This window comes from Roseovarius sp. THAF8, assembly GCF_009363735.1.
In the GTDB taxonomy this organism is placed as follows: domain Bacteria; phylum Pseudomonadota; class Alphaproteobacteria; order Rhodobacterales; family Rhodobacteraceae; genus Roseovarius.
Map to the genome: position 1 here is coordinate 81185 of NZ_CP045411.1, position 21535 is coordinate 102719.

A 21535-nucleotide genomic window follows, 5' to 3' on the forward strand; every position below is an offset into this window, starting at 1 on the left:
TCGTGGATCGCATCCGCACGCGGCATCCCTTTTCCGACAAGAACGTCAACCTGCCGCAACAGCTGAACTATTTCGTCGGGCTTGTGTCACTTGTTTGCCATTCTCTGTCCTCCGTTTCCTAAACATAACGGTGGACCAATTTAGAGGGGGAGGTTCAGGACCGTTCGACTTTTTCAACTATTGATGCTGGCCTGTGCAGCTGCAAAGTCTTCCACTTCTCGGCCCCACACAAGGGCTGGACAGTATACCCCCCTGCAGGCCTTTTTCGCGTCAGCCGCATGCTAAATAACGGTCAACAGGTCGCGGAGCAGTTCTTCCAGATGCCGTGGGTGTCAGCGGTTCCTGCACCAGCAGATCGAGCGTCAAATAGCTCCTCGCCGAACACCATCTTTGCTAGCTGCCATCCAACTAGCGTGTTGCACGCGCTCAGTAAAATTTTCAAGTGTCGAACCCCCAAGTAGCACTCAAGCGCACGTCGTAAAACAACCTAAAATTCAGGCCAAAATCGTTAGCGGATGGGCTTTTGCGGCGGGAATATCAAGCGCCAATTTCTTGGTGATCGGTTAAGCACTCGGAATGGTCTCGAAGCACCTCCAGCACGCGACAATCCGACATTTGCCCGCCGCTGCATTCGCGCACCATTCTTTTTAATTCAGTACGAAGAGCCTCTAGACGGGCTAATCTTTGCTCGACTTGCTTTAGCTGCCGGCGGGCGATTGCATCGGCTTCCGCGCAGGACTTTTCCGGATGATCGCTGAGATCGAGGAGTTCACGGATCGCGTCCAGAGAAAATCCTAGTTGCCGTGCGTGCCGGACGAAAGATAGACGGTCGAGTTCGTCGAGGCCATAGCGCCGTTGGCCGCCTTGGGACCTGCCGGGTTCAGGCATAAGGCCGATCTGCTCGTAGTATCTGATGGTCTGCACTTTCGTTCCAGTCTTCTTCGCGAGCGTCCCTATTGTCAGCATTGCAGGTTCCCCATGTTACCTACAGTCAGTGTAGATTTACGCGGCGCGTATCGCAAGCTCCAACTGGGTCTCGCAGACCGGTGAGTGACCAATCGAGAAGTGCCAATGATGCTTGCACCTACAGCGGCTAGAGGATGTACGCATGTTAGATATCAAGAATCGGAACTCAAGGAGTAGCGCTAGATTTTCAAGTCTTCAGAGTTTATTTTGGGGTCTTGGCGCGTGGTGAGGATCCGGAACAGGATCAATTTTTGCAAGGCACTAGCCAATAACTGCGGCATCATGGGACGCGGGCCAAATCTGTATTCGAAAGAACTGCTGTTTTGCACGAAGCCCGAACAGGCATCGCTGTTGACCAGTCGGTTGGACAATTGGCTATGCTCCCTGCTTGACAGGTTGAAGGCATCGCAAGGCGTCAGGACATTGCACAGTGCGTCATCTTGCCCAGACAGAACGCTTAGATAAAGAGGTCAGAGAATGCGTATAGCCTTGGCTTGGTATCGCGGGTTGCTTGTGAGTTTTGCAATCTTTCTGGTTTTAGTGGCAAGTCCTGTTCGCGCCTTGGAGTCCAATGCGTATCGGTCCGAAGCACTGACGGCGCGCTTGATCGTCGCGGAAGCGGGAATCGCCCCGGGATCGCTGTTTCTTTCGGCGGGTTTGAAGATTGAATTGGAGGAAGGATGGAAAGCGTACTGGCGGTCACCCGGCGAGGTTGGCCTGCCGCCGGAGATCGACTGGGAAGGGTCCACAAACCTTGAATCCGTCGACATGCTTTGGCCCGCACCCACGCGTTTTCGCGCCTTCGGAATTGAAAACTTTGGCTACGGCAAGAAAGTTACATTTCCGTTACAATTGCAGCTTATGGATTCTGATAGGTCAGCCGAGCTGAAGGCAATCGTCAATCTGCTGATCTGCTCCAATGTGTGCGTCCCGGAAAGGTTTGAACTGACTCTCCCTGTTCCATTGGGATCCGGCGTCGACGCTAGAGCCGCGACCGAAATCGCGACATGGGCCGCTCGCGTACCTGTCGTAGGAACAGAAAGCGCAATAGCGATCTCGGGCGCAGCGCTGAAGCAGGGTCAATCTTTGGTTATTCACATGACGCGGCCTTCTGGCTGGAACAATCCCGATATTTTTCCGGAGTCTGATGCAGGCTCTGCATTCGGTGCGCCCGATATCCGCCTTACAAATGATCGTACCGGTCTTTGGGCAAGTATTCCGATTCTCGCGTTAAGCGAGGAACAATCCTCCCTTCGAATTACTGTCGTGGACGACGATGTCGCGGTTACATTCGATGATGTGAACACCACCGACATTGTACCTGCTCCACCTTACGCATCCGAAACCGGCCAAGATAGGGGTCAGTTTTTCCCGATTCTCTTGCTGTCCTTCCTGGGAGGGTTGATAGTGAACGTAATGCCATGCGTCTTGCCAGTTCTATCGATCAAATTCGGATCGGCGCTTCGAATGAAGAATCGCTCCGTTTCACAATTGCGCGCGGGGTTTGTCGCTACGGCTGGGGGAACTGTTGCTTTCATGTGGGTACTGGCCTTTGCGGTCATAGCGCTGCAGATGCTCGGATATGCCGTTGGATGGGGTATGCAATTTCAGAATGCATATTTCTTGACAGCACTCATTCTCGTTGTCGGACTCTTCGCGACTAATTTGTTTGGAGTTTTTGAAATTTCTTTGCCCAGCAGTTGGATGGCGAGGCTATCTGGCCGCTTTGGGCGGGGGTATGCCGAAGACTTCTCCACCGGCGCTCTGGCTGCGATACTTGCAACGCCTTGTTCCGCCCCGTTGCTGGGGACAGCCATTGCCTTCGCGCTTTCCGGCACGACAGGCGATATACTTGCGGTTTTCACAGCGATGGGGATTGGGCTTGCACTGCCATATATTCTGGTTGCCGCTTGGCCTGGTTTTCTGTCCCGACTGCCCAAACCGGGACCTTGGATGATAAGCTTGAAAATTGTTCTCGGATTGCTGCTTGCCGGAACCGTTGCATGGCTATGCTGGGTCTTGATTGGTGTGACGTCGCCAACCCTCACAGGCTTGGTGCTGCTGGGTCTTGGGTTCATCGTACTGGCTACGAGAGCCTATCAGGCCCAGCCCAATAACGGTTTGCTGTGGGGAATGACTGCGGTTTTGGGCATGACGTTGGCGGCCCCTGCACTGCTGCCAAAAGGCTCCGATGATGTAACAGACTCGATCAATTCTTACTGGGTCGAGTTCGACCGGTCCCGGATCGCGCGTGAAGTGTCGCAAGGCAAAACCGTATTCGTGGACGTTACTGCGGATTGGTGCATCACTTGTAAAGCAAACAAAACCCTGGTCCTAGATCGTGAACCAGTTTTGGGAGCACTTGGCGAGGAAGCGGTGATTGCGATGCGCGCGGATTGGACGCGACCGGACGCGAGAATCCAATCCTATCTCGAGACACACGGCAGATACGCAATTCCGTTCAACATCGTCTACGGTCCAGATGCGCCTGAAGGTATCATTCTATCTGAATTGCTATCCGTGGATGCGGTTCTCGAAGCGCTGTCGGCTGCCGATCTCAGCGCTGTCCGAAAACGATGAAATAGTGCCGTTGCATCGCTCAAGAGAGGCAGAACCTGCAATGGTTCAGTTTCAGGTGAAGGGAAGCTGTTATGTATCTGAGAATTCGCAGCCTCAATTTATTTTTTGATCCGATCCAATCGGGCCGTGGCGGCGGCACGCGTCGGGTCGGTTTCCGGAAGGCTTTCGGCCAAGCTGCGCGCTTTGCCGGCGGCGTTCTGGGCAGCATCAAAGTCACCCAACACACTGTACGCCTCCGCTAGCCGAAGCCATCCTTCAAGATTGGCTGGGTCATTCAACAATCGCGCCGCCAAGCGGTCAACCATGGAGCGGACAAAAGTGCTGCGCTCCTCGACTGACATATCTTGGGCGGCCTCGATATCGACCGCACGGGGGCCCCGTGCGTCCTGTGGATCCGGAATTAAATCAGCTAGAGTGACAGGGGTCTCTCCGACCTGTTCCCCCAATCGGTTGGCGACAGACAGAAAAAGTTCCATCCACGGATAGGCGCGATCCGCTCTCTTGAGACGCTCGATCAAAAGCGCCCTCGCTTCCTCTGGAACCCCGTCCTGTTCGAGGATCCGGGCCCTATAGAAAATTGGGCCTGGATCATCAGGGTCCATCTCTGATGCACGTTCGATCACGCTTTCCGCTTGCGGCGTCACGATCCCGTTCTCGGCTGCGATCAAGGCCTCGGCAAATAGCAGTAGGGTTGAGATATCTACATTGTCGCGAACTGTGACGCGTTCGAATGCATCGGCGGCATCATCGTAACGAGCTGTACGCATATAGGTCTGACCGAGCAGAACCCAACCATCACTTGGTCCACCCGACGGGTCAGCTTCAAGCCGGGTTTTTAATCTCTGGGTTAACTCTGAGAGGTTTGCGGCTTTCTGGATTTCAGATGCGCGAGACGCCAGAGGCTGGCTTTCGATCTTTGGCGAGCCGATTTGAGAATACAAAGCAAAGGCTACCAATGGCGTAGCAATGGCGGACGCGAAGATGATGCTTCGCCCACTTGCGCGCGACGACTCACGTGTCGCAAGCCGACCGGCAGCCAGAATGCGGCGTTTGATTTCAACCCTGGCCGCGTCCCCCTCGGTAACGGATATCAGATTCCGCTCTTGATCAATATCAATTTCGGAAAGCTGATCCTTGAGGATAACCAACGCTCCATCCTTTCTATTCAGGACTTCACCCGTTCGATAGAGACAGGACAAGAACAGGAGGGCGGTGATGGATGCCATCGCGCCTAACACCAACCAAATCATGGGCCTCTCCGTCCTTCATTCTCCTTAAAAATGGCCTCGAACTCACGCTCTTCATCGGGGCTCAGTGGATCAGCAGTGCCATCAAGAACCGCCCTGCTTCGGCGCCTGATTGTGACAAAGACAACGCTAATCCCAACGGCAAGAAGAACCGCAGGTCCGAACCACAACAAATATGTGGCGGGTTTCAGTCGCGGCTTGAAAAGGACGAAGTCACCGTAGCGATCTACGAAAAACGCAATGATCTCGTCATCTGTTTCACCTGCAATCAGACGTTCGCGCAGCAAGGTGCGCATCGTTCGGGCAACACCAGCATTCGAGCTATCGATATCCTGATTTTGGCAGACAACGCAGCGTAACTGCTTTGAAAGCTCCCGGGCGCGCGACTCAAGCACCGGATCATCCAGCAACTCATCTGGCTCCACAGCCCAGGCCGCGGTTGTCGCGGCAAGCACCAGTACGAGTAAATAGAGCCAACCCTTCATGATTGACCACCTGCTGCGGCCAACGCAGCACGAATTTCATCCTGTGCCTCTGGCGTCACAATGGGACCAACATAGCGATAGACTACGATCCCCGTTCCATCGATCACGAAAGTCTCCGGTACGCCGGAGATACCCCACTCAATCCCGACGCGGCCTTCGCTGTCTGATCCGATCCTCTCATAGGGGTTGCCAAGCTCCTCCAGCCAATTGGCCGCATCTGCTGATTTGTCCATGTAGTTGATCCCCATCAGCCGAACACCGTCCTGTTCGACAAGCCTTGTGAGCACCACATGCTCAGCACGACAGGGCACGCACCATGAAGCGAATACATTGACCAAAACCGGCTCGCCAACGCTACGAAGGGCTGCGGACGACAGTCCGGGTGTCTGAGTACCCTCTACCGGTGGGAGTTCAAAATCCGGAACTGGTTCGGAGACCAAAGCGGAAGGGATTGCGTTAGGATCACGGTCTGGGTTGAGCCCCCAGAACAAAAATCCACCCAAGACTACTGCGATCAGCGCTGGCAGCGCGAGAATGATTTTCTTCATCGTATCATTCCGCCGGTTGAAGCGCTGACGACCGGCTCTTTGGCGACGGCGCACCCACCCGCAATCTCCGGTCCGATAGCGAGAGGGACCCGCCAAGCACCAGCATCGTCGCTCCGATCCATATCCAATTAACCAGTGGTTCGTAGAGGATGCGCAAATTCCACTGGCCCGACGCCGTTTCGGCCGCAGGTTCACTGATGGTGACGTAGAGATCACCGCTTAGCGTTGATCGGATTGCAGATTCGGTTGTGGACGTCCCCGCAACTGGATAGCTTCTGCGCTCCGGACGAAGAAGCGTAATCTCCCGTCCATCTTTCAAGACGCGAAGCTGGCCTTGTTGTGCGATGTAGTTTGGACCACGGAACCGTTCGACGCCGTCGAATATTACCTCAAAACCTGCGATGTCCACGGTCGACCCCGGTTCTGCGAAAAGAACACGTTCTTCCTTCCAGGCTGTTGAACCTACGAATCCAAGCACAAGCATTGCAACGCCGAGATGCGCGAGCGTCATACCGTGCGCGGAGCGCGGCAGGTTCCGCGCGCGACGCAGCGACTGAGAAAGCGGTAGATCAAAGAGCTTGATACGCAGCGCCCATTCGCGCAAAGTCGCAAAAAAAACCCAGGCTGCAATCCCTATTGAGACCACAGCGAGCAGGGGCCCGTTTGTCTGAAGGTACCAAACGATCCCCGCGACACCAATCGCGATACCAAAAATCAAACGCAGCCGTTGCCAGATACCGGGAAGATCGGCCCGTTTCCAAGACAGGAATGGGCCAACTCCCATTATTATGACGAGCGGCAGCATGAAAGGGATAAAAGTCGCGTTGAAATACGGTGGTCCTACAGAGATCTTTTCTTCAGTCACCGCTTCCACAAACAATGGATAGAGTGTTCCAAAAAGGACGGTCGCCGTTGCGGTCGCGAGCAGAAGATTATTGAGCAAAAGCCCAGCCTCGCGGCTGATTGGCCGAAAGACGCCAACCGATCCAAGCTGAGGCGCGCGCCATGCGTAAAGTGTCAGTGAGCCGACAATTGTCACACCAAGAAGGCCGAGAATGTACACGCCGCGCGCTGGGTCGACCGCGAACGCGTGAACGGATGTCAAAATGCCGGATCTGACGATAAATGTCCCAAGAAGTGACAGAGAAAAGGTCAGGATGGCTAAAAGAATGGTCCAGCTTTTGAACGTATCCCGCTTTTCCGTGACAATAGCCGAGTGCAGGAGTGCCGTGCCGAGAAGCCAAGGCATGAAGGATGCGTTTTCAACCGGGTCCCAAAACCACCAGCCGCCCCAGCCAAGTTCGTAATACGCCCACCAAGAGCCGAGTGCGATCCCCGCAGTGAGGCTGATCCAGGCCGTCAGAGTCCATGGCCGCACCCAACGCGCCCATGCGGGATCCACCCGGCCCTCTATCAGAGCCGCGACCGCGAAGGAGAAGACGATCGAGAAGCCGACATACCCAAAATACAAGAGCGGGGGGTGCATCGCCAACCCGATGTCCTGCAGAAGCGGGTTAAGATCCGTGCCATCCAGAGGCGGCGGGAAAACCCGCTCGAACGGATTGGATGTAAAGAGCATGAAGCTCAGGAAACCGACACTAATCCAGGCTTGAACCGATAACGTTCGCGCTTTGAGACCAACCGGAATGTTTCTGCCCAGCAGCGCGACCCCAGCCCCGAAAAGTACGAGAATAAGGGTCCAGAGAAGCAGGGACCCTTCGTGGCTGCCCCAAGTGCCCGCAACCTTGAAGATCATCGGCTTTAGCGAGTGGGAATTTTCCACTACGTTTTGAACAGTGAAATCACTGACAACAAATGAGCGCATGAGTGCGCCAAACGCAATTGCAACCAATGTCACCTGAATCGCGGCTGTCGTCTTCGCACTTTCCATCCAAAGCACGCGCCCCGTGTTCGCCCCTACAATTGGCAGGACACTTTGAACAATTGCGACTGCAAGCGCCAAGACTAGCGCAAACTGTCCAATCTCAGGCGTCATGTTGCATGTTCCCGACGAGCGCTCTCGGATCACGGAGAACGACTTCTCCACTATGGCATTGGTCAACGAGATTTCTTATCATTTCGATCTACTTCGGCCAGTCGAGAACGGTTTCGCGAATTATTGACATCGACCCAACCGGAAACTTTCTGTGTCCAAGTCGCGATTGGAGCCACTGTGTTGATTCGACTTCATCGTAGTTCCTGAAGCAGCTGTAGGTTCAAACGTTTTAATTTTTGCTTTGGCTCTCAGATCCGCTGATTGCTATCTTTTAATATTTAAAACGCTTTGCACGGACCTTGGCACCGTGGATGCTTGCAGATCGTCACCAGCGTGACGTCGATCGCGAACCTAACCAATACGACAAATGACAATCTGGGCAGTCATTCAAAACGGATGGCAACTTCCCATTCACAGTCGCGTGACGTCCCGTCTCAGAAGGATAAAAGAGCTTGAACCTACAGCTGCTGCAGGATGTACGAGAAAGAAAAAATCGGAGCAGAAATTGTGCAAAGCTGCGTGGTGCTTTCAGGTCTTCAGAAGATATTGTGGATGCTGGCGGGTGCGGCATCGTTCGCCTTTATCGGGTTTTTGTTATCGGCTGACTACCGTGCCGCCAGCTGGCGAGATGTAAGTGAACCGCCGTTTTTTGCGGAGTTCGAACTAACAGGGCACAATGGAATGGTTTTTACAGAAGAGGACTTCGAAGGCCAGTGGATGCTGGTTTTCTTCGGCTTCACAAATTGTCCTGACATCTGTCCAACGACGCTCTCAGAGGTCGCAGCGGTGATGGAGGGTTTGGGAGATGACGCGTCAAAAGTCCAACCAATCTTCATCACGATAGATCCCCAACGAGACAACCCGACCGCACTGGCGCAGTATGTGCCAAAGTTCGACGCGGGCATCATCGGGCTCACAGGCACACCGGAACAGATCGATGAGACATCCGAAACCTTTCCAATCTTCTACGAGCGGATCGAGGAAGCTGCAGCACCAGACGGCTATACAATGGGGCATACATCACATCTTTTCCTTTTCGACACGCAAGCAGGCTTCGCAAAATCTTGGCCCTATGGCACCCCCGCTCAAGATATCCTCGCCGACCTAAGAGAGAGGCTCTGATTTTATGACCCGACTTTCCGGAGAGACTGCTCTCGGCCTGGCTTGGTTCATCGCGCTAAACGCATCTCTCGCCGTACTCTTCATCGGGGAGGTGCTGGGGCAGACTCCTTGCTTACTCTGCTGGGTTCAACGCACTTTCATGTTCCCCTTGGCCATAATTCTCGGGCTTGGGCTGTGGTGGCAGGACCGGCGCGTCGGTCGCTACGCGATCGCGCTGGCTATCGGTGGCGCCGCCATAGCACTTTGGCACCTCGGCCTCTATTTCGGGCTGATTCCCGAACGCATCCAGCCCTGCACTGCGAGCGGCCCATCCTGTACCGACGACAATCAATTGTTCTTCGGCATTCCTATCCCACTGATGGCGCTCGTCGCCTTCGCGATGATCGGTCTGCTGTCGGCTGTCTCACTGAAGGAAACACAAAAATGAAACGACGCGGCCTCATCCTGTCCGTTCTCGCTCTCGGTGCCGCCGGTTTCGGCGGTGCCGCATGGTACGCAACCCGCCCCGAGGCGATTGCCGAGGCCGCCCCCGTCGACCCGCAATTGGCCGATGGGCTGATCCGGCCCTATTCCCCGATCCTCGGCCCCGAGACGGCGCCTGTCACGATTGTCGAGTTTTTCGATCCAGCTTGCGAGGCGTGCCGCGCATTCTATCCCGTGGTCAAGGATATCATGGCTGGGCACGGTAATGCGGTACGTGTCGTAATTAGATACACTGCCTTTCACGGGGACGCTTCGGTGGAAGCGATCCGTGTTCTTGAAGCTGCGCGGATGCAGGACGTGTTCGAACCGGTGCTCGAAGCGGTCTTGCAAGAGCAGCCCCGATGGGCGTCCCATGGTGCGCCGGAGCCGGGTTTGCTCCTTGAGATTGCCGCAAGCGGAGGTCTGGATGTCGAAGCTGCCCAGACGCAGATGCTGGCCCCCGATGTTGTAGCGGTGCTGAACCAAGACCGTGCCGATGTCAAAACGTTTCGCGTGCGACAAACGCCCACGTTTTACGTAAATGCCAAACCGCTAGACCCGTTCGGTGAGGCGGAACTACGGCGGCTGGTGGCGACGGAAGTTGCGGCCAGCCAAAGTTGATACGCGGTCAGATGCAGGAGAAATTGTCGTGAAAAAACTTCCACACATCAAGGGATTGGCCTTTCTCTTGCTGCTCACGGGCCTGTCGGCCCCGGGATTTGCCGGCTCGGAGGATGTCGTCGTCGAGAGCGCGTGGTCCCGCGCCTCGATCGGCACGAGCCGTCCGGGGGCTGCCTACATGACCGTGCGCAACAGGGGTGACGACGTCGTTACCCTGACCAAAATTGCGACACCGCTGGCAATGATGCCCCAGATCCATGAGACGAAAACCGACTCCGCTGGCCTCAGTTCCATGGCGCCTGCAGGCGAGATCACGATTGAGCCCGGCCAAAGCGTGGCATTGGAGCCGGGCGGGCTGCACGCCATGCTCATGAAGCTGCAAGAGCCGATGGCCGAAGGCGAGACTTTCCCGCTGACACTGACCTTCTCGGATGGCGGCAAGGTGACGGTCGAGGTCCCAATCCTCGGGATCGCCGCGCGTGGACCAGAGGGCTGATGCAACGTCGGCAGCTCCTTCTATACGGCGCAGCCGGTGCCGGCGTCCTTGGCATGACGCTCTTCGTGGGCTGGTGGCGGGTGGACGGGCTTGGTGCGCCTGAACCAAAAGGGCAGCGGCCCCTGCCCCTATCGGCGATGGAGTTTCGGCTGACCGACCACGAGGGAAATGAGGTAGGGCCTGGCACCCTGATCGGTCGTCCGACAATGGTATTCTTCGGGTTCACCTACTGCCCGGACATCTGCCCGACGACCCTATCGGATATTTCCGGCTGGCTTGAGGAACTGGGCGACGAAGCATCAGAGATGAACGTTGTCTTCATCACGGTCGATCCGGAGCGGGACACGGTTGAGGCCATGGCCGAATATGTCGGCTATTTTCATCCGGTCATTCGTGGCTGGACGGGGCCGGAAGACCAGATTGCCCGCGTCACAGAAGGGTTTCGTGCCTCATTTGAGCGCGTCCCGACTGAGGGCGGCGGCTATACGATGAACCATACGGCAAGCGTATTCCTGTTCGATGCCGAGGGTGAGCTCGTCACGATGATCGACTATCACGAACCAAGAGAATTCGCGGTGCCAAAGATCCGGCGCGCACTGGCAGAAAACGTAGAGGGGGCAAAATGAAGATAGGAACTGTCTTGGCGGCCGTGGCGGTCGCAGGCGCGATTTCGGTTGCCGGCATCGCCATCTCTGGCGTTCTGTCCAAAGAACCGGTGCCCCCTTCGATTGCTGAAGCGACCCTCTGGACTCCCGATCCGCTCACGCCGCCCCGGATTGCCGAAATCAATTCGGTCCGCCCTACACTCGCCCAGGCGGATATCGCATTCGAGTTCAGACCCGTGCCCCTCCTGACCGTTTCCCCCACAGATACCTCCTTGCCATCTATCGAGCCCTCGCTGGTCACCTGGTCGCGCGAGATTGCGTCGGGCGAGACGCTTGATGCGGTCCTCTCCGATGCGGGGCTGGATGCTTCGGATCGCGCCGAAATCGCCTTGGCGATTGGCGCGGAATACGATTTGCGCCGTCTGCGTCCGGGTCACATCGTTACCGTGGTTTCCACAACGGACGACAACCCGCGTCGTGTAGAACTCGCCGTCGAAGACGGTGTCCGGATAGAGGCGGTCTTCGGCGAACTGCTTGCCGCTCGCGTGTTGGAGCCGGACCCCGAATTGGTGACTTTCGCCGGCAAGGCGGTGATCGAGAGCTCGATTTTCGCTGCCCTGGACACGGCAGACATCCCCGCCCGTTTTGCGGTGGACCTGGCGCAGATGCTGGGCGGCACCGTGGATTTCCGTCGTGATCTCGCGGGTGGCGAGACGATGCGCCTCCTTTGGCGCGAGGCCCGAGACGGGAACAAGAGGATTGGTCAGCCTGAGCTTGCCTTCGCTGAGCTGGATCTTGGTGGATCGGTCTACGAGATCGTCTGGCCGGACGACGGCAGCGGTCAAGCGACGATCTATGTCGACGGAGAAGTGCTGCGCGTGTTTGCGCAACCGGTGGAAGGAGCGCGGCTGAGTTCCGTCTTTGGCCGTCGCACACACCCAGTCTATGGGAATGTGCGCATGCACACCGGCGTCGACTTTGCCGCGGCAAGCGGTACGCCGGTAAAAGCAACGGCGCCCGGACGCGTGAGCTTTATCGGACGTCGTGGTGGATATGGCCGGGTGGTGGAGATAGCGCATGGATCCGACACCTTGACACGATACGCACATCTCAGCGAGGTGCCGGACACACTCGAACAAGGGCAGCGAGTGATGGCCGGAGATTTGATCGGCCGCGTCGGTGCAACTGGCACCGCAACCGGCCCAAATCTGCATTATGAGGTTCTGGTCGACGGTCGCCCGACCGATCCTCTCTCTGACGACCGACTAGCAGAGGCGGCCGAGCGTGAAGCGGACGACACGGCCGCGCTTGAGCGACTGAGTGAGGCGCGTTCACTTCTGGCTGAGAGGCTCGCCAGCGAATTTGCCGAAACGACAACCGAAAGGCTTTGATCCATGAAACGATTGGCTCCCGCCCTTGCAGTCACGCTGGCCTTGTTTCCCGCGGGGCAAGCTGTCGCCGTTGCGATCCAGATTGACGTCCGAAAGACAAACGGCTGCGGCTGTTGTCACTCCTGGATGAAGCATCTGGAGGAAAGCGGATTCGCGCCGACAGGCGAGGACATGTTCGGCGGATCTCTTGTGCGCTTCAAACTCGACAATGGCGTGCCTCAGCGCATGGTGTCCTGCCATACGGCTTTGGTCGACGCCTACGTGATCGAAGGTCATGTGCCGGCATCAGACATTCAGCGTTTTCTGGATGAGCGTCCTGATGCAGTGGGGCTGGCGTTGCCGGGAATGCCCTATGGCTCGCCGGGCATGGGACCGGAAGACGATCGTGAGGCTTATGACGTCTTCCTGATCCGCGGCGATGGATCGACCGAGATCTTTAGCAGCTATTCGGCCGCTGACTGACGTATCGCCGAGACTTCAGCGCTTGGAACCCTTCTCTCCAATTACCCTTGGCTTTCTTGGAAGCCTGGCCGCCGGATCGCTGACTGCGGTCGGGGCGGTCCCAGTTCTTTTTGGGCGCATCCCGTCCCGGGCTACGCGCGATCTGCTGCTTGGCTTCGCAGCGGGTGTCATGCTCGCTGCTTCGTTTTTTTCGCTGATCATTCCAGCTCTCGACGCAGCCGAAGGACAGTTCGACAACGGTGCTCTCCCGGCGGCCATCGTTTGCGTTGCGATTCTGCTTGGCATGGGCGCCGTTGCTCTGATGAACGAACGGCTACCGCATGAGCATTTCAAGTCGGGGCGGGAAGGCCCAGACGCCGCATCGCTGCGCCGCGTCTGGCTTTTCATCATCGCGATCACGATCCACAATTTTCCCGAAGGGCTTGCCGTCGGCGTCGGGTTCGGGGCTGACGGTTTGTCGGGCGGGTTGCCACTTGCTATCGGTATTGGATTACAGAATGCCCCCGAAGGTCTGGCGGTGGCGGTTTCGTTGCTCGGCGAGGGCTATTCCAGGTTTCGCGCCTGGGGCATCGCCGCTCTGACCGGTCTCGTCGAGCCTTTCGGTGGGCTTCTCGGCGCGGGCATTATCAGTCTTTCGCAACCGCTGCTGCCTTGGGGTCTCGCCTTCGCAGCAGGTGCGATGCTCTACGTCATCAGCCACGAGATCATTCCGGAAACCCACCGGTCCGGCCATCAGAACAGGGCGACGCTCGGCCTCGCGGTTGGTCTTGTGATCATGTTGTTCCTCGACGTCTGGCTGGGATAAGCGTATGAGAACTTGCCTCTTCGTCGGTCTGCTTGCTGCTCTAATCGCCTTTCTTGTCGATCAGGCAACGAAGGCAATCGTTGTTTCCAATGCGACTGTACTTAGTTCCGGTGTATCGGTCTTTCCCGGCTTCAATCTCATCTACCTGCGCAATGACGGGGTGACCTTCGGGCTTCTCGGCGGTGCGCCATGGTGGAGCCTTGTCGTATTGGCGCTTGGCATCTGCGTCTGGTTGGCGGCCATGCTGATCCGTTCCAGCAGCCGGGTCGAGGCCATTGCCTATGGTGCGATCATCGGCGGTGCTCTTGGCAATATTCTGGACCGCCTGCGCTTTCGTGCAGTGACGGATTTCTTCGATTTCTACATCGGGACGGCGCATTGGCCTGCCTTCAACATGGCCGATATTTTTGTGGTTGGCGGCGTGGTGCTGCTCAGTGCGCCGTGGGTTGGCGCTCGACTTCAGACCGATTCATGAAGCCAGGTTTGCCGCAGTTCGTTAGTGAGGACCCAAACCTCTTCCCGCGCATAGGTCTTGCCCTTGTTGCCGGCGGATTGACGGTTTTGACCCTTCCGCCGTTTTCTTGGCTCATCGCGGTCCCTGTCTCCTTCTCCGTGCTCTTTATTGTTCTCCGGAACATCTCAACCTCGCGCGCTTTCCTTGTCGGTTGGGCTTTCGGACTGGGCCAATTCGGGATTGGAATTTCCTGGATCGCCGAGAGCTTTTACGTCGATGCCGAACGTTTCGGCGCACTGGCGATCCCAGCAGTAGTGGGACTGTCCGCCGGGCTAGCGATTTTCCCGGCCAGCGCAGCTATGCTTTTTGCCGCCATAATGCAGCATCGAGTTCTCCATGGTATTAAGGCGGGCCTTTTGCTTGCGACCTGCTGGATGGCCACGGAATGGCTGCGGGGTCATGTTCTGACAGGATTTCCGTGGAACCTTGCTGCATATGCTTTGGTCGATCACGCCGCGCTGCGACAGCCAGCGGCCTGGGTTGGAAGCTACGGCATGAGCTTTCTCACGGTCTTCATCGGCACCTTGCCAAGTGTTTTGATTGCGGTAGCGCCAAAGAGACGTCTGTCCGTTTTCGCGCTCTTTTCCGTTGCGATGACGGGTCTCTGGGGTGGCGGTACACTTTGGTCAAGTCAAGACGTTCCGCCGACAGACATTACATTGCGCATTGTTCAAGGCAATGTGCCGCAAGTCGAGAAGTGGGCACCGGGCAGCCGCAAGCGAACCTTGGAAAAATACCTGAGATTGTCTGTGCGACCCGGCCGTTTCGATCTGCTGCTTTGGCCGGAAACGGCTTTCCCCGGTTTTCTGGACGAGGACGCCATTGCGCGCACGCAAATATCTGCGGCTTTGCCAGACGGCAGGGTCCTTTTGACAGGTGCGCCGGACCGCGTAGAGGGAGATGGGGCAACCAGATATTTCAACACTGTACAAGCCTATGACGGCAACGGTGAGATTCTGGCGGGATATGCAAAACATCATCTCGTTCCGTTCGGGGAATATGTGCCCCTGAAAGGCTTGCTGCCCTTTGAGCGGCTGACAGAAGGGTTAGGCGATTTTACGCCAGGACCAGGGCCACACACACTGGCGATCCCTGGGGCACCTCTGGTCGGGGTGGCGATCTGTTACGAGATCATTTTTCCGGGCCAGGTGGTCGATGAGCTTCTCCGTCCTGACTGGATATTCAACGGTACAAATGATGCATGGTTCGGAACCAGCATTGGACCTGAGCAACACCTCGCTTCCGCGCGCATGCGCGCGGTCGAGGAAGGGCTTCCCGTGGTCCGCGCGGCCAACACTGGGATATCCGCGATTATCGATGCCAGCGGAGAGATCGTCGCCCGTCTCGACATCGGGCAAACTGGTGTCATAGATGCCAGGCTTCCGGCAGCGCATGCGCCCACGCCTTACGCACGTTTCGGTGATTGGACGTCGCTAGCGCTCATCTGTGCGGCCTGGGGCATAGCCTTTGCCGTCGGATTCATATGTCAACGTTTCAATCGCGAAAATACAAGATCGGAGGAATTGTGATGCTGGTGCTCGCGGGATTTGTCGGAGGTACGATTTGGGGTGGCTATCTGGCGCGGCGACGGAAAGGGGACCGCCTGGATATGCTTCAATATGCGACAAGCTCCGGCATTGTCTTCGGCTTGCTCGCCTATTTCGCCTCGTTGATCTTCTTGCGCATCATATCCTGAAACTAGTTTTGTACGGGCGACGAATTGAGACGGCTGATCCTCATTTCACTATATTTGTTCCTGTCGATTTTTGCATCAGGCTTGTTCGTTTGGGGTGCTGGCTACTTTCTGCTCAATGCCTCCGTTCCTGACTATGAAGAGAACTTTAGCGTTGCGGGTATAGAAGGCCCGGTTAACGTCCTGAGAGATGCTTCAGCTATACCACACATTTCCGCCGGCTCCGCTGCAGACAGCTATTTCGCGCTCGGTTTCGTTCACGCGCAAGACCGGCTGGGGCAATTATTGAGGGCAAGGCGGACAGCGCAAGGTTTATTGCCACTTGAGCAGATAGCTGAACTTGAACCGTCGACATCGGATGCACTCGAAGCATATGCCGCAGGTGTCAACGCCTGGCTTGGGCTGGTGTCCGAAGGCGGGCGCGGCAGAGGCGCACCTGAACTGTTGATCGCGGATGAGAGAACGATCGCGGCGTGGAGGCCCGTTGATAGCATCAATGTCGCAAACGCATTTCTGAACGATCTTCGCCCCGATAAACTTCAGAACGAACTGTCTGGATTCCCAGATAACCAGATTCCGTCAGATCGACCCGCGACACCCGAGTTGTTTGCCGCTTCTCCAAGGGTCAAACTGACTGCGTGGGCGTTGCCCGAAGATCGGACTACTACCGGAGCACCGATGCTTGCGGCGGATATCAGTGGTCCTTTGTCACTGCCGTCCGAATGGTACTTGGCAGACCTTCAAACGCCGGAAGGGGTCGCGATTGGCGCTACGATGCCAGGCGTGCCTTTCATTGTCGTTGGTCACAACGAGCGCGTCGCCTGGGCGTTCAGATCTTTTTCGCCAAATGAAATAGAAGAACCAGAAGTTTCCAAAGCTGCGCAGACAAGTGATTTCTTGATGATGCTCGACCGTCTGGCCAAGTCCGCCGGTGTGAACTATGCTCTGAACGCAACCATGAACAAGGTGCCAGATGGATTGGAGGTCCTAGCGGTCGACCGGACAACTCTGGCGGTTTGGCCTGAAAGCGAGGTCAAGCGTCCTGGATCATTTCAAGACGCCAGACTTGCAGTTCTCGATGATCGCCGGCCCGTATTCACTGTCGAGAGCGCGATTGCGGTTCAACGCGACACGGTCAGCGCTGTCGCGCGTACCCTTCTTCCGCTGATGGCAAAAGAGCTCTGGTTCGTGAGTTCCGCAAGCGACATCAAGGAGAACAAAGTCGGAAAGCTTCGCGAAGAAGTTTTGGACGAGCTTTCTCAATGGAATGGCGAGATGGGTCGCTACTCACTGGAACCGCTCGTGTTCTGGACATGGGTACGTGCTTTGCAAAGACGCATACTTCAAGATGAGTTTCCATCTGCAACTGCGGTCTGGACCAGACCGAATCCTGATTTCCTATCCGCGGTCCTTTCAGATCGAAGAGGGAGCGCAATCTGGTGCGACATCCGCCCGTCCGCCCGCATTGAGACCTGCCAGGATCAGGCTCGTGCAGCTCTGGATGATGCCATTGCCAAGCTTGTTGACCGGTACGGAAGCGATCCTTCAGTCTGGTTCTGGGGCGCGGAACACACACTGAATATGCAGTGGTCGCCAATCCAGTCGAACGGGATTATCAGCGATTTGTTGTCTCTCGAAGCGCCATACTCGGGTGACCCTTATACACTGATCGCTTCTGACAATGACCGCCCGGTCGCCTCCAGCGTCGGCACTAATTTTCAGGCAGTCATGTCGTTTTCGGATGAAAGCCTCTCCTATTTCATCACGCCTGCCGGTCAGTCCGGCCATCCGCTGTCACGTTTCTACGACAACCTGTTTCCTAGGTGGATGCAGAGCAAATACCTCGTGATGTCAACCGATCTATCTTTGGCCCGGGGTGGCGCAGTAGGAACTTCGCGACTTTCACCCTTATCCGCCTACAGCCGGGCAGTAAAACAAGGGAGGAGCCGATAATCACATATTTCCTCCTTTTCGACCCGTTTGGATATGCGATTTCGCCAGTGTCCCTTGTTTCCGTCAGCTTGGCCGCATGGTACTACATGCGCGGCCTCGCGCGATCCGCTCGTATTCGCGGGACGGTTTCTCTTTGGCGGCAGGCTATGTTCTTCGCTGGCTTGACCTGCATTTTCGTGGCCACGAATGCGTCTCTGGCTTCATTGGGGCACAGCCTCTTTTCGGTGCACCAGGTGGAACATCTTCTCCTTCGCCTTGCAGGACCACTGCTCATCGCTGTTTCGCAGCCGTGGCGCATCCTGCAAGCCGGTTTGGAAAGTCGGTGGCGTCGATACCTCGGCGCGCTGGCGAACGCCTGGTTCGTGCGGTTCATGGCGCATCCGGCAACCGCCACTGCCTTGCTCATCGCTTCGCTCTTCGTCTGGCAGATACCGGTCCTTTACGGACTTGCGCAGCGCATCGCGGCGGTCGAGCTGCTCGCACATCTGGCGATGGTGCTGGCAGGGATCTGGTATTTCGGCATGCTTTTCGACTGGAGGGATCCCCCTGCCGGTGCGCGACGCGGAGCGAGGCTGATCTCCGGTTTTGTGGTGATTGTTTCAAACATTTTTCTGGGTTCCCTCACGACACTTAAGGAGGTGGCCCTTTATGCCTCCTACCAAACGACAGGCACCGGCTTATCTGCAACTTTATCCGATGAAACGATTGGTGGCTACGTGATCTGGGTCCCATCCTCGATGGTGATGATCGCCGCGATCATTCTGGTCATGAACGGCTGGAACGCTGCGGAAGTGCGTCGCTGGGATGCGCGATACGAACTGACGCGCGCCTCGAACTCCGCCGCGCTCGAATTTCCGGAAACGGCCGAAGAGTTGCGTCTGAAGGTTGCAAAGCCAAATCGTGACATGGGCCGGACGCTCGCCCTAGGCGCGTTGGTCATGTTCTTGATCGTCATGATAACGGTGGTGACGATTGTGTATGCACTGTGATCGTTGCCATCCCGCCAGCACGCAATGCGCAGGCATGACGAGAACTGTTCACGAGGCACCTTGTCGCATCCCGCTTGCGGCTTGGCACGTTGTGATACGCGCCGAAATGATATAGCAAACCGGTATGGATGAGGGGACCGAAGCAACCGAGACGTCGGACCCTACGGCGAGCGATGTCAAGCGAACGACCAGATCGAGCAATCGAATGGTGCTCTGGATTTTGCTGTGCGTTGCCGGTCTCTTTTTCGCAACGGCCTTTGGCGTGGCGATATTGGTAAAATATGGCCCGTACTGACGCGACGATGACCCGCCGAGCGCTGCTCCGGCGCATGGGGTCCGCAGGACTGGTCGTGCCGCTGGCCGCCTGTAACGAGGCTGGATGGTATGGCGAGGATGTAAGCGGGCTTTTACCCGACCTGTCTTTCACCATGACCCGGGCTCAGGACGGGACGCGCGTGACACAGGCCGATTACGAAGGACAGGTCGTCGCGCTGTTCTTTGGCTTTAGCTTCTGCCCCGATATCTGCCCGATGACACTCTCCAACCTGTCCGCTGTGGTCGATCAGCTGGGCGAGGACGCCGCGAAACTGTCGATACTCTTCGTTACAGTGGACCCCGAGCGCGATACGCCCGAGGTGATGACGGAATACGCCGCCGCCTTCACGCCGTGCGTTGACGGGCTGATCGGCACGCCCAACCAACTGGCCCGTCTTGCCCGGCGCCTCAAAGTCACCTACAAGATCGAACCACATCAGCCGGACGACTTGACCTATGATGTATCGCACGGCAAGTCTGTCTATGTTTTCGATGCGCAAGGCGACGCGCGCGTCATATGGCCCGGTTTCGATACGCTACAGGCCGACATCGCTGGGGCCACCGGCGACATCCGCCGCGTGATGAGCGCCTGAAGGCTAAAGGTCTGCGTTGGCGGCGCGCATATTTCGCACCACCACCAAGAGGCCCAGAACGCTCATCATCGCGGGAGGAATCCAGATGACGATGCCGCCGATCTGCTGATCCGTTACCGCAGAGATCGAAGGGAAATACCGCCCGCAGAATGCGTAATAGGGAAACAAGTCCACCGTGGCGAAGGAGATGAGCGCGCCTAGAATGATCTGCGGAAACATGACGCCCACGGCCAGCGCAGCGCGCCAGCCGAAACGCAACCACGCGGGCGGCGCGGGCCGAGTGTCCAGTACCAGCGCCCAGAACAAGATGCCGTCCACCGCCATCGACCAGTTCATCACCTGGTAGAGCACCGGGTCAAGCATGGCGGCGAAATGCACCGGCGGGATCAGCCAGAACCAGAACAGTCCGACGAAGAGTATCACCGCTATGACGGGCTGCTGGATCGTGCGATAGATAACAATCACCAAGCGGCTGGCACAGAGCGCGCGCAACCATTCCGGCGCTCCCGCCAGCAGCACCGGGCCACCCGCGCTGAGCGCCAGCAGGACCGGGCCTACATGATGCATGGCGACGTGCTGCAACCGATTAGTGAAGAACATGCGCTGTGCGAGATATTCGAACCCGGTCTGCGTAACGCCCCACAACAACACCAACCCCGTCCAGAAAGCCGCCTGCCGCAATCGGCTCACGCGGTCTCCCGGCGCGGTCCGCCGGAGCCCGCGCGCGAACCAGAGCCCCGACAGCGTCACCGCGAGATAGATCAGCCACGAGAATTGATAGGGCAGGATCGCCGGCATCTGCGCCGGAAAGTAGGTGGTTAGCGCCCAGAGAGCCGCGCCAAGCAGAACGATACTGCCATAGGCCAAAGTGTCGCTTGGCAAGGCATTGGCTTCGAGTTTCTGAATGGTCATGGTCGCGATGGTCTTTTGATCGATTGGAAGACGCAACGCAAGACACAAGTATGTGGCAATTTGTGTGCCCGCCCTGTCAGAGCCTGAGGTGATGATCGGCCAATGATCAGCCGCCGGCCAAGCCTCCGCATAGCTCTGTCGCTATCGCACCGTCCCAGTTGCAGATCACTGTAATATGAGTTGTTGGTCGTAAGTTTTCGCTTGCAGCGATCGTAACTCGATCTTTGGTGTAATATTTTTGAGGTTGTTGTTTCATTTTCGCGCAGAACCTATTGAGGCGTTAAGTATCACTCTGGGAAGGCACGAGCGCTTGTTCGAATGCTTTCAGCGTTGTCTCGCTGACGTGGTGTTCAATACCCTCCGCATCGCGTTCCGCGGTCTCCTCGTCGATCCCGAGGCTCAGGAGAAACGCGACTACGATCCTGTGGCGTCGACGGCAGGCTTCGGCCAACTCCTGCCCGGCATCGGTGAGGAATATCGCGCGATAAGGTTCCCGCCGCACCAGGCCAGCAGCCTTGAGCCGCGATATGTTCTTGGTCACGGTCGGCGGCTTTACTCCAAACCGTTCGGCAATTTCCACCGGCCTTGCCTCACCGCGCGACTCGATCAGTTCCGCAATCAGTTCAACGTAATCTTCTGCCATTTCACTCTCATGCGCCTGACGCACGGTCGCGAAACCCTCAGCCTGTGATTCGGGAGCCCTTTCTACAATTTCGAACGTTTCACGTTCTTGTGATTGCAACTTTGTCATACTTGGGACTGTGCGGCGAAACAGCGGGA

The 21535-nt window shown here is 56.9% G+C and carries 23 protein-coding genes; 15 read left to right on the forward strand and 8 right to left on the reverse strand.

Translation table 11 applies throughout. The features are described from left to right. Positions 1-537: 537 nt before the first annotated feature. Positions 538-966 carry a helix-turn-helix domain-containing protein gene (locus tag FIU85_RS20270; RefSeq protein ID WP_057796592.1) on the reverse strand — a complete coding sequence of 143 codons (429 nt, stop codon included), beginning with the start codon at positions 964-966 and terminating at the stop codon, positions 538-540. A gap of 179 nt (positions 967-1145) precedes the next feature. Next, positions 1146-1337 carry a hypothetical protein gene (locus FIU85_RS22140; protein WP_144435627.1) on the reverse strand — a complete coding sequence of 64 codons (192 nt, stop codon included), beginning with the start codon at positions 1335-1337 and terminating at the stop codon, positions 1146-1148. Between the two features lie 106 nt (positions 1338-1443). On the opposite strand from FIU85_RS22140, the gene FIU85_RS20275 reads away from it, so the two are divergent. Further along, positions 1444-3546: a protein-disulfide reductase DsbD gene (locus tag FIU85_RS20275; protein WP_057796591.1), complete on the forward strand. Its 2103-nt coding sequence runs from the start codon at positions 1444-1446 to the stop codon at positions 3544-3546. A 98-nt stretch (positions 3547-3644) separates the two neighbouring features. On the opposite strand, the gene ccmI is transcribed toward FIU85_RS20275, so the two are convergent. Genes ccmI through FIU85_RS20295 form a run of 4 tightly spaced genes read right to left on the reverse strand, consistent with a single transcriptional unit; the run spans position 3645 to position 7822 of the window. Beyond that, positions 3645-4796, reverse strand: coding sequence for a c-type cytochrome biogenesis protein CcmI (gene ccmI, locus FIU85_RS20280; protein WP_057796590.1), 1152 nt, complete (start codon positions 4794-4796; stop codon positions 3645-3647). Continuing rightward, a complete protein-coding gene (locus FIU85_RS20285; protein WP_057796589.1) occupies positions 4793-5278 on the reverse strand; it encodes a cytochrome c-type biogenesis protein in 486 nt (161 codons plus the stop codon). Before FIU85_RS20285 ends, ccmI begins: the two co-directional genes overlap by 4 nt. Next, positions 5275-5826 carry a DsbE family thiol:disulfide interchange protein gene (locus FIU85_RS20290; RefSeq protein WP_057796588.1) on the reverse strand — a complete coding sequence of 184 codons (552 nt, stop codon included), beginning with the start codon at positions 5824-5826 and terminating at the stop codon, positions 5275-5277. The genes FIU85_RS20285 and FIU85_RS20290 overlap by 4 nt, the downstream gene beginning before the upstream one ends. Before the next feature lie 4 nt (positions 5827-5830). Continuing rightward, complete coding sequence (locus FIU85_RS20295) at positions 5831-7822, reverse strand: heme lyase CcmF/NrfE family subunit (RefSeq protein ID WP_057796639.1); 1992 nt, start codon at positions 7820-7822, stop codon at positions 5831-5833. A 552-nt stretch (positions 7823-8374) separates the two neighbouring features. Between FIU85_RS20295 and FIU85_RS20300 the strand changes: the two genes are divergently transcribed. From FIU85_RS20300 to FIU85_RS20360, 14 genes are all read left to right on the forward strand, one after another. Beyond that, a complete protein-coding gene (locus tag FIU85_RS20300) occupies positions 8375-8944 on the forward strand; it encodes an SCO family protein (protein ID WP_172978951.1) in 570 nt (189 codons plus the stop codon). A gap of 4 nt (positions 8945-8948) precedes the next feature. Next, positions 8949-9371 carry a disulfide bond formation protein B gene (locus FIU85_RS20305; RefSeq protein ID WP_057796587.1) on the forward strand — a complete coding sequence of 141 codons (423 nt, stop codon included), beginning with the start codon at positions 8949-8951 and terminating at the stop codon, positions 9369-9371. Next, positions 9368-10027, forward strand: a complete 660-nt coding sequence (locus FIU85_RS20310) for a thioredoxin domain-containing protein (protein ID WP_103764581.1) — start codon at positions 9368-9370, stop codon at positions 10025-10027. The genes FIU85_RS20305 and FIU85_RS20310 overlap by 4 nt, the downstream gene beginning before the upstream one ends. Positions 10028-10055: 28 nt before the next feature. After that, positions 10056-10523: a copper chaperone PCu(A)C gene (locus FIU85_RS20315; protein ID WP_245890550.1), complete on the forward strand. Its 468-nt coding sequence runs from the start codon at positions 10056-10058 to the stop codon at positions 10521-10523. Continuing rightward, entirely contained in the window at positions 10523-11149 is a 627-nt protein-coding gene (locus FIU85_RS20320) for an SCO family protein (RefSeq protein ID WP_152498341.1), read from the forward strand. The genes FIU85_RS20315 and FIU85_RS20320 overlap by 1 nt, the downstream gene beginning before the upstream one ends. Next, positions 11146-12519 (forward strand): M23 family metallopeptidase, encoded by a 1374-nt coding sequence (locus FIU85_RS20325; protein WP_057796584.1) that lies wholly within the window; start codon positions 11146-11148, stop codon positions 12517-12519. The genes FIU85_RS20320 and FIU85_RS20325 overlap by 4 nt, the downstream gene beginning before the upstream one ends. A gap of 3 nt (positions 12520-12522) precedes the next feature. Continuing rightward, a complete protein-coding gene (locus FIU85_RS20330; RefSeq protein WP_057796583.1) occupies positions 12523-12981 on the forward strand; it encodes a DUF411 domain-containing protein in 459 nt (152 codons plus the stop codon). Positions 12982-13003: 22 nt separating this feature from the next. Further along, the gene (locus FIU85_RS20335; RefSeq protein ID WP_057796582.1) at positions 13004-13786 is read left to right on the forward strand and encodes a ZIP family metal transporter; all 783 of its coding nucleotides are present in this window, start codon (positions 13004-13006) and stop codon (positions 13784-13786) included. A 4-nt stretch (positions 13787-13790) separates the two neighbouring features. Continuing rightward, positions 13791-14261 carry a signal peptidase II gene (gene lspA / locus FIU85_RS20340; RefSeq protein ID WP_057796581.1) on the forward strand — a complete coding sequence of 157 codons (471 nt, stop codon included), beginning with the start codon at positions 13791-13793 and terminating at the stop codon, positions 14259-14261. Next, entirely contained in the window at positions 14258-15829 is a 1572-nt protein-coding gene (lnt, locus tag FIU85_RS20345) for an apolipoprotein N-acyltransferase (RefSeq protein ID WP_152498342.1), read from the forward strand. Before lspA ends, lnt begins: the two co-directional genes overlap by 4 nt. Next, the gene (locus FIU85_RS22145; protein WP_057796579.1) at positions 15829-15996 is read left to right on the forward strand and encodes a hypothetical protein; all 168 of its coding nucleotides are present in this window, start codon (positions 15829-15831) and stop codon (positions 15994-15996) included. The genes lnt and FIU85_RS22145 overlap by 1 nt, the downstream gene beginning before the upstream one ends. A 24-nt stretch (positions 15997-16020) precedes the next feature. Beyond that, complete coding sequence (locus tag FIU85_RS20350; RefSeq protein ID WP_057796578.1) at positions 16021-17946, forward strand: penicillin acylase family protein; 1926 nt, start codon at positions 16021-16023, stop codon at positions 17944-17946. Between the two features lie 68 nt (positions 17947-18014). Then, positions 18015-18935 (forward strand): cytochrome c oxidase assembly protein, encoded by a 921-nt coding sequence (locus FIU85_RS20355; protein ID WP_254701901.1) that lies wholly within the window; start codon positions 18015-18017, stop codon positions 18933-18935. A 281-nt stretch (positions 18936-19216) separates the two neighbouring features. Next, positions 19217-19843: an SCO family protein gene (locus FIU85_RS20360; RefSeq protein WP_082631146.1), complete on the forward strand. Its 627-nt coding sequence runs from the start codon at positions 19217-19219 to the stop codon at positions 19841-19843. Positions 19844-19846: 3 nt separating this feature from the next. Here the strand turns inward: FIU85_RS20360 and FIU85_RS20365 are convergent, their stop codons facing one another. Together FIU85_RS20365 and mntR are read right to left on the reverse strand one after the other, a co-directional pair. Then, positions 19847-20755 carry a cytochrome c oxidase assembly protein gene (locus tag FIU85_RS20365; RefSeq protein ID WP_057796576.1) on the reverse strand — a complete coding sequence of 303 codons (909 nt, stop codon included), beginning with the start codon at positions 20753-20755 and terminating at the stop codon, positions 19847-19849. A 280-nt stretch (positions 20756-21035) separates the two neighbouring features. Next, positions 21036-21506 (reverse strand): manganese-binding transcriptional regulator MntR, encoded by a 471-nt coding sequence (mntR, locus tag FIU85_RS20370; protein ID WP_057796575.1) that lies wholly within the window; start codon positions 21504-21506, stop codon positions 21036-21038. Positions 21507-21535 lie beyond the last annotated feature (29 nt).

Bases quoted from the DNA above. Each gene is read 5' to 3' on its own strand.
- FIU85_RS20270 (WP_057796592.1), bottom strand. From the start codon at position 966: ATGCTGACAATAGGGACGCTCGCGAAGAAGACTGGAACGAAAGTGCAG.
- FIU85_RS20275 (WP_057796591.1), top strand. From the start codon at position 1,444: ATGCGTATAGCCTTGGCTTGGTATCGCGGGTTGCTTGTGAGTTTTGCA.
- ccmI (WP_057796590.1), bottom strand. From the start codon at position 4,796: ATGATTTGGTTGGTGTTAGGCGCGATGGCATCCATCACCGCCCTCCTG.
- FIU85_RS20285 (WP_057796589.1), bottom strand. From the start codon at position 5,278: ATGAAGGGTTGGCTCTATTTACTCGTACTGGTGCTTGCCGCGACAACC.
- FIU85_RS20290 (WP_057796588.1), bottom strand. From the start codon at position 5,826: ATGAAGAAAATCATTCTCGCGCTGCCAGCGCTGATCGCAGTAGTCTTG.
- FIU85_RS20295 (WP_057796639.1), bottom strand. From the start codon at position 7,822: ATGACGCCTGAGATTGGACAGTTTGCGCTAGTCTTGGCGCTTGCAGTC.
- FIU85_RS20300 (WP_172978951.1), top strand. From the start codon at position 8,375: ATGCTGGCGGGTGCGGCATCGTTCGCCTTTATCGGGTTTTTGTTATCG.
- FIU85_RS20305 (WP_057796587.1), top strand. From the start codon at position 8,949: ATGACCCGACTTTCCGGAGAGACTGCTCTCGGCCTGGCTTGGTTCATC.
- FIU85_RS20310 (WP_103764581.1), top strand. From the start codon at position 9,368: ATGAAACGACGCGGCCTCATCCTGTCCGTTCTCGCTCTCGGTGCCGCC.
- FIU85_RS20320 (WP_152498341.1), top strand. From the start codon at position 10,523: ATGCAACGTCGGCAGCTCCTTCTATACGGCGCAGCCGGTGCCGGCGTC.
- FIU85_RS20325 (WP_057796584.1), top strand. From the start codon at position 11,146: ATGAAGATAGGAACTGTCTTGGCGGCCGTGGCGGTCGCAGGCGCGATT.
- FIU85_RS20330 (WP_057796583.1), top strand. From the start codon at position 12,523: ATGAAACGATTGGCTCCCGCCCTTGCAGTCACGCTGGCCTTGTTTCCC.
- lspA (WP_057796581.1), top strand. From the start codon at position 13,791: ATGAGAACTTGCCTCTTCGTCGGTCTGCTTGCTGCTCTAATCGCCTTT.
- lnt (WP_152498342.1), top strand. From the start codon at position 14,258: ATGAAGCCAGGTTTGCCGCAGTTCGTTAGTGAGGACCCAAACCTCTTC.
- FIU85_RS22145 (WP_057796579.1), top strand. From the start codon at position 15,829: ATGCTGGTGCTCGCGGGATTTGTCGGAGGTACGATTTGGGGTGGCTAT.
- FIU85_RS20360 (WP_082631146.1), top strand. From the start codon at position 19,217: ATGGCCCGTACTGACGCGACGATGACCCGCCGAGCGCTGCTCCGGCGC.
- FIU85_RS20365 (WP_057796576.1), bottom strand. From the start codon at position 20,755: ATGACCATTCAGAAACTCGAAGCCAATGCCTTGCCAAGCGACACTTTG.
- mntR (WP_057796575.1), bottom strand. From the start codon at position 21,506: ATGACAAAGTTGCAATCACAAGAACGTGAAACGTTCGAAATTGTAGAA.